Origin of the sequence: Tenacibaculum xiamenense (assembly GCF_964513065.1) — a bacterium.
GTDB classification, from domain to species: domain Bacteria; phylum Bacteroidota; class Bacteroidia; order Flavobacteriales; family Flavobacteriaceae; genus Polaribacter; species Polaribacter xiamenense.
On sequence record NZ_CAZEQU010000018.1, the window covers coordinates 93,407 to 107,666 of the forward strand.

The window sequence follows — 14,260 nt, forward strand, 5'->3', positions numbered from 1 at the left end:
TTTTCCCTTTTTAGGTGTTATTTAATTAGAGATATTTAAGTTTATTTTGTTAAAAAAGAATAAAAGAATAAAAGTGAGTTTTCCTATAGTTTCAGTGGGGTTTTTTTACTTTAGTTTTACGCTAAATGTTTATCTTTGATATAGTATTTTTATGCTAGGTATACGTAGTTTGAACAAAAGAAAACAAATATTAGCCACAAAAAAATCTACTAAGAATATTCGATGCGAGTATTAAAAAATGAAATAAAGTAAATAAGAAACACTCAAATAAAAACATTTGTATTTAGGGGAAATATAAATGTTGTTCAAACAAAACTTATACTTAGAATAAAAGTAAACAACCAAAGTATACCTGTAAAACTTAATTACGAAAACAACCATAACCAAACTACTAACCACTTAAATCAATGAACTACACGATGAAATGTCATTAAGGATGGCATTGAAATCACATATATAAAAAAAGCAAAATTTTACTGGATTGAAGATTCCTTTAATAACTGAATATTCTAAAGCGAAGGGTATGTACTTTGAATATTTCGGTAATTAAACAATCAAAACAGAAACTTATTAAGAGCTTAAAAAGTTCTTAGGTGGTTTTTACTAGGAAAAAGTTAGCCCGTTTGAAATTCATAAAAAGGATAATGAATTTGGAAACGGGTACAGGGCACCTATTATTTAATTTAATCAAAATGAAAAAACTATTATACATATCATTACTACTACTTAGTAATTATATCATAGCGCAATATAATCCTGATGCGCCGTGGATGAAAAATTTAAACAGCCAAGAGTCTGGAGCAAGATCTCTTCAGAGGGCAAATAATAGCCAATCTTTAGCTAAAATCTCAAGAGCTTTCAACGAGTATTGGAAAGATAAAGATCATACTACAAAGGGCTCAGGATATAAGCCCTTTAAAAGATGGGAATATAACGTACAATCAATGTTATTACCTGATGGTACCATTCCTTCTGCGCAATACTTATACGAAACAAATATAACGGAACACCAGAAATTTGCGGCTTCTGGAAATACTAGTAATTGGACATCAACTGGGCCAATGACTTCTCCTACGGGGCAAGGACGTGTAAACGTAGCTATAGTTGACCCTAACAATCCAAATATATATTATGTTGGAGCACCTGCAGGAGGATTATGGAAATCAGTAGATAAAGGAATTTCTTGGGAGCCATTAACGGATCATTTACCTGCAATTGGAGTATCTGGTATTGTTGTCGATCCAAACGACTCCAATATTATTTACATTTCAACAGGAGATGATGATGCCAGAGATACATATGGATTAGGTGTATTTAAAAGTATTGATGGAGGTAAAACTTGGAAAACAAATGCTAAGTATACACCAGAAATAGATCCATACTCAATAGGAGGCGAGTTATTCATGCACCCGAATAATTCAAATATTTTATGGAGTGCTACATCTAATGGTTTATATAAAACATTGGATGCTGGTAATAATTGGACCAGAGTTTTGGATGGAAATATTAAGGATTTAAGGTTGAAGCCTAATAATCCAGATGTGTTGTATGTAATAAATTGGATCATTGGTCATGGAGTGAAATTATCAAAATCTACTGACGGTGGCTTAACTTTTACAGATAAAACAGCAGGTATCCCAGTCGAATTAGAGAGAACTGTGATCGATGTAACTCCAGCAGCTCCTGAGAATTTATATGTTTTTTCAGCAAATGTCTTAACCTCGGAAACAGGAGGTATATTATATAAGTCCGAAAATGCTGCAGAATCATTTGTAGAGTTAAATAGAAATTTATTGCTAACAAGACAGAGTTGGTATGATTGGGCAATGGCAGTATCTGATGTAAACCCAGAGCACATCGCAATTGGAGCTATTTGGGGGAAAATTTCAAAAGATGGAGGGCGTACTTTTAGAAGTGCACGCTACGGCCATGCTGACGTACACTTTTTAGGATATAATAAAGGAGAACTTTTCTGTGGAAACGATGGAGGGTTCATTACGCACGATGTAAACGGTACTTTTAGAGATCATTCTAAAGGTTTAAATATTGGACAGTATTATAAAGTTAATTTCGCAGATCTTTATAATGTTGATACCGATGTTATTATCGGAGGAACGCAAGATAACGGAGGACAAATTTTCAAAAATAGAATATGGAAAAATTGGCATGGTGCCGATGGAATGGATTGTGCAATTGGATCTGGAAATGAGGGGCTGATTTATGGATTAATGCAGCATGGTGAAAAATTATTTTATGGGAGAGATTTAGGAGAATACTACGGAGGGTCAATAGCGAAACCAGCCGATGAGAAAAGCACATTATGGGTTGTTGCTTCCGATATAAATGGTAAAGATGAGATGTATGTTGGGTACAATGCTTTGTATAAAGCAAATATAGCATCTGGTAAATTTGAGAAGTTACATGATTTTGGAGGTATTATTTTAAGTTTTATTATAGATGACAACAATGACAATATAATTTATGCCTTAGTTACTACTGATTCTAATGTTACATCTTATGAATCTATGTTATTTAAGAGTATCGACGGAGGGAAAACATTTAGTGTTTTTCATGATGATGTTGATTCAATTGAAGACATGGAGTTAAGTCAAGATGGAAGTAATACAATTTGGTTTACAACCAAAACAAGGAATGGAGAAGAGAAACTTTATAAAGCCAATACCGCAGGACAAACAGCAAGTGAAGTTACTTTGGTTTCAAATGATTTACCAAAGAATATTAATGTAATTAAACATCAACCATATACAAATAACTTATTTTTAGGTACACGTTATGGTTTGTTCTATAAAAATGGTGAAAAACCTTGGGAGTTATACAATAATAATTTACCGAATGTTCCAATTAGAGATTTAGAAATAAGTGCAGAAGATAAGATTATCGTTGCAGGAACTTACGGAAGAGGTGTTTGGAAATCACCAATACCTGATGCAAATGGAGTACCGTGTACGTTACATATTCCAAGTCAAGTAAATGCATTAGTTCAAGAAAAAGGAGTTACTATTTCTTGGGAGGGAAAGAAGAGTTTAGAAGATTACGAAATTCTTTACAAAACAGTGAATGAAACTGAGTGGACAACCCAAACCAGCGGAATAAACACTTTTTATTTTAAGAATACTACACTTCAATCTGGAGTAGCCTATGAGTTAAAAGTTAGAAGCACATGCAATAATTCGTTCTCAGAATTTAGTGTGCCTATAAAGTTTACTTGGACAGATACAGAAGCTCCTTCAGTTCCTGTTAATTTATATGTGTTTGAGATCAAGAAAACTACGGCCATTTTAAGCTGGGAGCCTTCATTTGATAATACAGGTGTTTCACATTACGAAGTTTACAATCAAGTTGGTAATGAAACGGTTTTATTAACAAAAACTGTTGGTGCTGAAAGTTATTTACCATTAGAAAGCTTAACAGGTTCTACTGATTATAACCTTACAATTGTAGCTCTAGATACTGCTGGAAATAGATCTGAGTCATCGGAGGTGCTGAGCTTTGCAACCAAAAGCGTTTTTATGCCAAATCCACCACAAAACTTAGTTGTGTCGGAGAATACAGGAATTCGAGCTACTTTAAAATGGGAACCTCCAACAGGTTCAGAAGTAGTAAAGGGGTATGAAGTCTATGATTCTAATTATGAATTATTGGGAACAACCACCAATACCCAAATAGTATTAGATAAACTTCCGTCGAATTTCTGGTTTTATTGTTATGTGAAAGCAATAGGAAGCGATGACTCTAAATCAGAAAGAAGTAATGCAGTTAGTTTTAGATTTGAAGGAGTAAACCAATACGAGCCAAATTCACCTACAAACCCAACAATTATAGGCGATGTTTACACAAGTGTTGTTTTCAAATGGAATGCACCAATTGCAAAAGAGAATGTACAAATATCTCATTATGATGTATTTGTTCAAAATGGCTTTGATTTTGAAAGATTTGGCGGAGAAAATAGAAAGATAGGTTCATCTGAAACTACTGAAATTACGGTAACAAGTTTAAAACCAGATAAATTATACTGGGGAAGCATAGTTGCAGTAAGTAAAGCTGGAGTCAAATCAAAACCTAGTGAAAGTTTTCAGATCTTTTTAAAAGGAGATCCAGATTTGACGCCTCCATCAAGGCCAAACAATGTGCAAGCTAAAAACATTACGTCATCAAGTTTAGAGTTGGTTTGGGATGACTCGACTGACAATGTAGGTGTAGCCTATTATGAAGTTTTTGAACAAATAGGAGGTAATATCGTTAAAGTAGGAGAAAATGGTATTGCTAATGTTTTAATTGAAGGATTAGCGCCGTTTTCATTACATACGTATCAAGTGAGCGCAACAGATTATGAAGGAAATAAATCAGAGTTAAGTGAGCCTATTACAGTGGTAACTTTACACAAGGAGTACCCAGAAAGACCATACGGTTTAGTAGCGAGAAGTATTGGTGCTAACTCATTTGTAGCTACCTGGAGAAGTACAAGAAATACAAACCGTTATTATGTTTCAAGTTATGACGGTGTTACTATTAAAGAATTCGGACCATTTATAGGTACCAATTATTCATTTAATAATATACCAACTCCTTATTTATTCTGGAGAGTAATTGCTGAAAATGATTTAGGTAGAATGTATTCTTCTTGGGAGTTAACTTCATTAGATAGACCAGAAAGTAATATTAGAGTTGTTTTAAATGGAAATCAATCTCAGCAAGCAGTAGTGGTATCAAGTGCTTACGAAAATTCCATGTACAATCTATTTACCATAAACGGTATTCCTGTAAAACAGGGAGTGGTTAAAGAAAGCGAAGTTGATGTAAGTTCATTAAAGAAGGGAATCTATATTTTAAAAATAGATAATGACTTAAAGCCACATACTCAGAAGGTGGTAATTCAATAAAATTATATCTATAAATAAATGTAAAAGGGTGTTTTACAGCACCCTTTTTACACCATGTCACAATGAAAAAACTATTATATATTTCATTACTATTTATTAGTAATTATATTCTGGCACAGCACAACCCTGATGCGCCATGGATGAAAAATTTAAATAATCAGGAAGGTAGATCTTTACAGAGATCAGCAAATAAAATTACTTTATCGGAAATATCGGCTGCTTTTAATGATTATTGGAAAGATAAAGATCATACGGTAAAAGGCTCAGGATATAAGCCATTTAAGAGATGGGAATATAATGTTAAATCCATGCTGTTACCTGACGGAACTATTCCTTCAGCAAAATACTTGTTTGATACCAATGTACAGGAGCACGAAAAGTTCACTACAACAGGTAACATAAGTGATTGGTCTAGTACAGGACCAATGACGGAAAGAACTGGACAAGGTCGAATTAATGTTGCTATAGTAGATCCTAACAATCCCAATGTTTATTACGTGGGGGCTCCAGCTGGAGGGTTGTGGAAATCAGTTGATAAAGGAACAACATGGCAGCCTCTTACCGATAAATTACCAGCAATAGGAGTTTCGGGTATTGCTATTGATCCTAATGATTCAAATATTATTTATATCTCAACAGGAGATGATGATAATGCAGATTCGTATGGATTAGGAGTGTTCAAAACTACTGATGGAGGTAGAACTTGGATTACCAATGCAACATATACTCCAGATATTGGAGACTATGGACGAGGAGGTGAATTATATATGCATCCGAATAATTCAAATATTTTATGGAATGCTACATCTCGAGGTTTGTATAAAACCACTGATGCTGGAAAAAGCTGGAGTCTTATTTTAGAAGGTTGGATTAGAGATTTGAAATTGAAACCAAATAATCCAGATGTATTATATGTAATTGAAGGTTATAGCTCAAATAATAAGCTTCATAAATCTACAGATGGAGGAAGAACCTTCATTGATAAAACATCATCTATAGGTGTAAATTTAAATAGATCTGTGATAGATGTTACCCCAGTGGCTCCTGAGAATTTATATATACTTGTAGCAACTGAAACGAATAGTATAAATAGAAAAGGTGGAGTTCTGTATAAATCTGAAAATTCAGGAGATTCATTTATAGAATTAAGTAGAGGAGAATTGAGTGTTAAACAGGATTGGTATGATTGGTCTCTTGCTGTTTCAGATACAAATCCTCAGAATATAGCAATTGGGGCTATTTGGGGAAAAATTTCAAAAGATGGAGGACGTACTTTTATGAGTGTTAGCTACGGTCACGCAGATGTTCACTTTTTGCGTTACAACAAGGGAGTGTTGTTTTGTGGGAACGATGGAGGATTTATAACTATTGATGAAAGAGATACTTTTAAAGACCATTCAAAAGGCTTAAATATTGGGCAATATTATAAGATTAATATAGCTGATTTTAGTAGTTCAGATACGAATAGGGTAATCGGAGGAACTCAAGACAATGGAGGGCAGTTTTTCCAAAACAATGCTTGGAAGCATTGGCATCATTCTGACGGAATGGATTGCGCTATCGGATCTCTAAATGAAGGAGTGTTGTATGGTCTAAAACAACATGGTGAAACACTATTTATAAGCAATGATTTTGGGCAATCATATTCGGTAATTGAAAAGCCGAATGAAGAAACTAATACTGAATGGGTTGTTGCTTCAGATATCAATTCGAAAGATGAAATGTATGTCGCTTATAAATCACTCTATAAAGCAGATGTAGAGAACAATGCTTTTATAAAACTACATAGCTTTGGAGTTAATATTAAGAGAGTTATTGTAAGTGATAACGATGATAATGTAATTTTTGTGTTAAGCAATGAAGGGAAAATTTATAAGAGTGTAGATGCCGGAAAAACTTTCTCTCCTTATTATACTAAAAGAGAGGGATCAGTTTTGAAAATAGAATTGAGTCAAGACAATAGCAATAAAATATGGTTTGTAACAGGAAACTATAGCGGACAGGTAGAATTATATGCAGCGAGTTCTACTGAGCAAACAGCCGATAATACGTTAACTTTAGTTTCTAATGACCTTCCAAATCAAATAAACGTGATTAAACACCAGCCTTATTCTAATATTTTCTATGCAGGTACTGTTTATGGTTTGTTCTATAAAAACGGAAATAACCGTTGGGAACGATATGATAATGGTTTGCCAAATGTACCTATAAGAGATATAGAGATTAGTGTTGAGGATAAAACTATTGTTGCAGGAACGTACGGAAGAGGAGTTTGGAAATCCCCAATACCAGATGGTAACAGAGTTTCATGTGCATTGAGTGTTCCTAATAGGTTAAATGCCACAATGGTAAGTGAAGGAGCATTGTTGAACTGGGAAGGAGAGCAGAAATTGGAAGATTATGAAGTTGCTTATAGAAAGGTAAATGATAGAGAATGGATAACAAAACCAATAGGGGTTAATAAAGCTCTCCTTTCTAATAAAAATCTTCAAGCAGGAGTTGAGTACGAAGCAAAAGTAAGAAGTGCTTGCAGCCCTTCTTTCTCAGAGTATAGTGAAATAGTGAAGTTTACATGGTTAGATTCAGAACCACCAACAGCTCCTTACTTCCTATCAGCTTTCAATATTAAAAAAAGATCAGCTACTTTAAGTTGGGGAGATTCAAGAGATAACTCTGGAATTTCTCACTATGAAATTTACAACCAAGTTGGAAATGATGCAGTACTTTTAGATAGGACTAGAGGAATAGAAAGTTTTTATACAACAGAAGTATTACAACCATCTACTGAGTATACTATTTATGTAGTTGCAGTTGACTCATCTGGAAATAAGTCAGAACCCTCAGAGACTAATAACTTTACAACTCTTAGTAAGTTTATGCCAGATGCTCCTGAAAATTTAGTAGCAATAAATAATACTGGAACTCAAGTTACTTTAAAATGGGATGCTCCTAGAGGAACAGAAGAAGTAAAAATATACGAAGTATATGATTATCAATACGGGCTAATTGGAACGACTACTGACACACAAATCTTATTAGATAAATTACCAAGTAATTTTTATTTCTATGCATATGTAGTAGCCATTGGAATAGACGATACCAAGTCTGATCCAAGTAATGAAATTGGTTTTGTTTTGGAGGGAGTTAACGATCGTCAACCAAGCCCACCATTCGATATAGTTGTAGCAAATGATGTACATCCAAATGTTGTTCTTCAGTGGAAGGAGCCAAGAGGAAATGTTACTATTTCTAATTACAAAATAAGTCTATCAGGAGGCTATTATCTTGAGGATTTTGGTGGTGGAAATAAAAAAGAATATACATCAAGAACTACGGAAATCACAATAACAGACTTAGTTCCTGGAAGAGTTTACTGGGGAAGCATTATTGCTGTAAGTGAAGATGGAACAATGTCAGTGCCTAGTCAAAACTTTGAAATAGCTGTTCGAGTAGAGAGAGATAAGACACCACCAAGTGTTCCAGAGAACTTGAAAGCATTGAATGTTGAATCATCGAGTTTAGAGCTAACATGGGATCGTTCAATAGATAATGTTGGAGTGTCTTATTACGAGGTTTTCCAAAAAGTAAATGGAAGAATTAGGAGTATTGGACAGGTAGGAGAAGCTACTATAAAGGTTGAACGATTAGAACCATTTACGCAATATACCTATCAGGTGAGTGCAACGGATTTTGAAGGGAATACTTCCGAATTGAGTAGACCGTTTACAGTTTGGACAAAACATAAACAGTTTCCAGAAAGACCACAAGGATTGGTAGCATCAAATATTACTCGAAACTCATTTGAAGTAGGATGGAGAAAAACTAGAAATACCGATCGTTATTATGTTTCAAGCTACGACGGTGTAACCGTTAGAGAATTTGGTCCGTTGAGAGAGAATACATTTAGATTTGAAAACATTACAACGCCATACCTATTTTGGCAAGTAATATCAGAAAATGATTTAGGAAGAATGCATTCTGCTTGGGAACTAACTTCGTTAGATAGACCAGAAAGTATGATTAATGTTGTTTTAAATGGTGAAGAATCTCAACAAGCAGTAATTGTATCGAGTGCTTATGAAAATGCTACATACAATTTATTTACCTTAAATGGTATTATAGTGAAAAGAGGTGCAGTAAAAGACGGAATTGTCAATGTTACTTCTCTCAAAAAAGGAGTTTATATCCTTAAAATTGCAAATGATTTGAAACCTTTTACAAAAAAGGTGATTATTGAATAAGCTCTTTTTTGAAGAATATTTTAAAGGGGAGTTTTAAAAAGCTCTCCTTTTTTTGTTTTTCATTTGGAAAGATGGAGACTTTAATAAGGAGTAAAAATAGGTTTGTTTTTCCTTTGTAGGATGTAGTTTTTCATAGGAACAGGAAGAAAATTATGCTTCATTTAGATAAAAATTACAAAAAACTAACACTTTATTTAAATTGAATCAAAATAGAAGAATTCGATTCCTTAAAAGAATACTTAAATTAATTAATAGTTTTTGTTTTCTCTGTTATTTTATTAGACAATCTTGAGTGTTTTTGAAGAGTGCATTTCAAAAGTATAAAAATGCAATACCCTACAAATTCTGTAGGTAATTTTAATATAAATTTTAGCCCAAATGTTTACCTTTGAATTATAAGTTTACGTCAGGTATACGTACATTAAAATACTATAAAATAAAATTAAAATTAGCAGAAAAATTATTCTATTTGAATAGAAAAAAATGAAGTGAAAAGTAACCAAAAAACTTAGTAAAACTATAGCATTTATGTTTAAGGGAAATATAAATGTGATTCTAAAAAACCATACTTATAAATTTAAACAAACTTAAGTACACCTTATAGAAATACCTATTACAAACAACCATAACCAAACAACTTACTACTTATACATATGAACTACACGATGAAATGCCACAAGGGGTGAGCATTAAAAATCAAATAATCATAACGAATAGCTAAATTTTACTGGATTGAAGATTCCGTTAATCACTATCAGCTTGAGAAGAATCGAGCAGAGAAGTAATTGATCAATCGAAACAGAAACTAATTAAGAGCATACAAAGAGTTCTTAAGTGTTTTTTATTTGGAAAAAGTTGAGCCTTTTTAAAATTCATAACCATTATACAAGTGAATTTTGAAATGGGGTAGGGGTATCTATTTATTTAAATTAATCAAAATGAAAAAACTATTACTAGTAGCACTACTATCAATTAGTAGTTATGTCATGGGGCAGTACAATCCTAATGCACCATGGATGAAAGATTTAAACAATCAAGAATCTGGAGGTAGATCACTGCAAAGATCTGCCAGCGGTAAGTTAACTCTTGATCAAATATCTGCGGCTTTCAATGATTATTGGAAGGACAAAGATCATACGGTAAAAGGTTCTGGATACAAACCTTTTAAAAGATGGGAAAATTATATGCAATCCATCGTATTGCCAGATGGAACAATACCAAGTGCAAAGCAATTATGGGATAACTCAATTAGCGAGCAAAGAAAATTTGGAAACACAGCTAATATAAGTAACTGGACCACTACAGGACCAATGACAGAGGAAACAGGGCAAGGTCGTGTTAATGTTGCGATGGTTGATCCTAACAATCCAAATACTTACTATGTAGGAGCACCTTCTGGAGGTTTATGGAAATCGACTGATAAAGGAATCTCTTGGGAGCCTTTAACAGATCATTTACCTTCAATTGGAGTTTCGGGTATTGCTATAGATCCAAACAATTCAAATATCATTTATATTGCAACAGGTGATGATGATCACTCAGCTTCTAATGGTCTTGGAGTATTCAAATCTACCGATGGAGGAAGAACTTGGGATACTTCAGCAACATTTACACCTTCAATTGGAGATTATACTGATGCACATGAGATTTTTATTCACCCAAGAAACTCAGATGTATTATGGGTAGCAACAAGTTCAGGTTTGTACAAATCAACCGATGCAGGAAAGTCTTGGAATAGGTTATTTGCAAATAATATTGAAGATTTTAGATTAAAACCGAACGATCCTAATGTTCTTTACATTATTGCTAACGATAATGATGGATATAGCTTTTATAAATCAGTAGATGGTGGATCAAACTTTACAAAAAAATCTTTAGGGTTAAGTGGATATGTACCAAGAACGGTTATTGATGTAACACCTGCGGCTCCAGAAAATGTATATGTATTAGTATCAAAAAACTTAGACCAAAGTCCAAACGGTTTTAAAGGAGGTATTTTTTACCGTTCAAATGATGCTGGAGAGAGCTTTAGAGAGGTAAACAGAAATTTCATGTCTGTAAAGCAAACATGGTATAATTTAGCATTAGGAGTGTCTGATGTTGATCCGGAGAAATTAGCGATTGGTGAAGTGTGGGGATTTTCATCAATTGATGGAGGGTTAACTTTCCAACACATTAGATATGGTCATGCTGATGTACACTTTTTAAGATATACAGACGGTGTTCTTTTTTGTGGAAACGACGGTGGATTCATCACATATGATGTGAATGATACTTTTAAAGATCATTCAAAACAATTAAACATCGGACAATATTATAAAATTAATATTGGTGATTTCAAAGGTACCAATGTAGCGGATATTATTGGAGGTACTCAAGATAATGGAGGGCAATTTTTTGTCAATGGAGCATGGGAAAGATGGCATGGTGCCGATGGTATGGAATGTGCTTTTGGTTCTGTTAATACTGGATTAAAGTATGGTTTAATTCAATATGGAAATTACTTGTGCTATAAGCGAGATATTGATAATTATACCAATTGGGTTAAAGGACCTGAAAGTGGTAGATGGGTTGTAGCTGCTGATATCAACTCAAAAGATGAGATGTATGTAGGTTACAATGCACTATACAAGTTTGACATTGAAACAAGATCATTCGAAAAGTTGCATGATTTTGGAGGCTCTATTGGGCAGGTAATTATAGATGATAATAACGATGATATTATTTTCGTATTACAAGGAGGTAATATTTATAAGAGTATCGATGCAGGAAAAAGTTTTCAATTATTTTATGATAATGCTAACGGAGGGTATGTTAGTTTCATCGAATTAAGTGAAGATAACAGTAATAAAATTTGGTTTATTTCTTGGAATGGATTGTACTCAAGAAGCACTTTAGGAGGCATTAGTACAGAGCAACCAGTATTAATTAGTACGACTTCTGAATTACCAGCAAACATTCGTGTTTTAAAGCACCAACCTTATTCAGATAACCTTTATGTAGGAACTCAATATGGAGTTTTCTATAAAGATGCAAGTAATGTTTGGTCAACGTATAACAATAGTTTACCAAATGTACCAGTTTATGACCTTGAAATAAGTGTTGAAGACAATACTATTGTAGCAGGAACTTATGGTAGAGGTATCTGGAAGTCACCAATTCCTGATGGAAACAGAACTTCTTGTGCACTTAATGTTCCTACGACGTTAAACGCGGAAATTACGGATAAAGGAATTTATCTTACTTGGACTGGTGAGAAGAGATTAGAAGACTATGAAGTTGCTTATAGAAAAGTAGGTGATAGAGAGTGGAAAACCAAAAATAGTGGAGTAAGCTCAACACTATTTAATATTACTGAAATTCAAGCTGGAGTTGAATACGAAGCAAAAGTAAGAAGTACTTGTAATAATACATCTTCAGAGTTTAGTACTGTACTTAAGTTTACTTGGGCGGATATAGAGGCGCCAACAGCACCAACGTACTTTTATGCATATGACGTTAAGAAAACTTCTGCTTACTTAAGCTGGGGAGATTCAACAGATAACTCTGGAATTTCTCATTACGAAATTTATAACCAAACTGGAAGAGAAGATGTGTTATTAGATAGAACTCCTGGACCTGAGAGTTATTATAATATTGAAGTGTTAACCGCGTCTACTGAGTACAATCTTTATGTAGTGGCTGTTGATTTTGCAGGAAATAAATCGGAGCCATCTGTTATAGCTAACTTTAGCACGCAAAGTGCGTTTATGCCAAATGCACCTCAAAACTTAGTGTCGTCAAACAACACAGGAACAACTATTACTTTAAACTGGAATGCACCAACAGGACCAGAAGAAGTAAAAGCTTATGAAATATATGATAATCATTTAGGTTTAATTGGAACAACTACAGAAACACAATTTGTAGTTAATAATTTACCATCAGGAACTTGGTTCTATGTGCATGTTAAAGCTGTTGGTATTGATGATAGTAAGTCAGATCAAAGTAATGACGTTGGATTTATTTTAGAAGGAGTAAATGATAAGCAACCAGATTCTCCAGCTAATATTGTAGTTGTAGATGATATTTACTCAAATGTTGTACTTCGATGGGATGCACCAAGAGGAAATGTAGCCATTTCTCATTATGATGTTTATGTGCAAGATTCATGGTATTATTTCGAAGATTTTTGGGGGAATAATAGAAAAGTAGGAACTTCAGAAACAACTGAAATTACTATAACAAGTTTAGATCCATATAGAAATTATTGGGTAACTGTAGTTGCAGTAGGTACTGAAGGTGTTATGTCTTTACCAAGTGAATCTGCGTCATTATCGGTGAAAGGAGACCCTGATACTGTGGCTCCAACTGTGCCTGTTAATGTAAGAGCAGAGTTTATTACATCTTCAGGTTTAGATTTAGTTTGGGATGCTTCAACTGATAATACAGGAGTTTCTTACTATGAAGTTTTCGAAAAGGTAGGTGAAAGAAATGTAAGTGTTGGGCAAACGAGTCGTACAAATATTGTTATTGATGGATTAGAGCCATTTACACAGCATATCTATCAAGTAAGTGCTACCGACTTTGAAGGAAACACTTCTGAATTAAGTCAACCAATTATAGTTTGGACATTACATAAACAATTTCCAGAGAGACCTAGTGGTTTAAAAGCTACAAATATAACTGCTGATTCATTTGAGGTAGCATGGAGAGGTACAAGAAATACCGATCATTATTATGTATCAAGCTATGATGGTGTTACCATTAAAGAGTTTGGACCATTATTAAGCAATAACTACAAGTTTGAAAACATACCAACCCCATTTTTATTCTGGAGAGTAATTTCAGAAAATGAATTAGGAAGAATGTATTCTTCTTGGGAGTTAACTACATTAGATACTCCTAGAGGTACAATTGATGTTGTTTTAAATGGAGTTGAATCTCAACAACTAGTTGTAGTACCAAGCGCTTATGAAAATGCATCTTATAATCTCTTTAATTTGAGCGGTGTATCAATCAAGCGAGGAGTTGTAAGTGAAGGTTCAGTTGATGTAACTTCTTTGAAAAAAGGAATTTACATTCTTAAAATAGCAAACGACTTAAAGCCATTTACTAAAAAAGTAGTAATTCAATAAG

General features: G+C 33.7%; 3 protein-coding genes. All 3 read left to right on the forward strand.

The window, feature by feature from the left end:
* The first annotated feature begins 692 nt into the window (after positions 1–692).
* Positions 693–4,901, forward strand: coding sequence for a fibronectin type III domain-containing protein (locus tag ACKTTV_RS09055; protein ID WP_408030517.1), 4,209 nt, complete (start codon positions 693–695; stop codon positions 4,899–4,901).
* Positions 4,902–4,963: 62 nt separating this feature from the next.
* Positions 4,964–9,142, forward strand: a complete 4,179-nt coding sequence (locus ACKTTV_RS09060) for a fibronectin type III domain-containing protein (RefSeq protein WP_408030518.1) — start codon at positions 4,964–4,966, stop codon at positions 9,140–9,142.
* Between the two features lie 938 nt (positions 9,143–10,080).
* Positions 10,081–14,259 (forward strand): fibronectin type III domain-containing protein, encoded by a 4,179-nt coding sequence (locus tag ACKTTV_RS09065; RefSeq protein WP_408030519.1) that lies wholly within the window; start codon positions 10,081–10,083, stop codon positions 14,257–14,259.
* Position 14,260 lies beyond the last annotated feature (1 nt).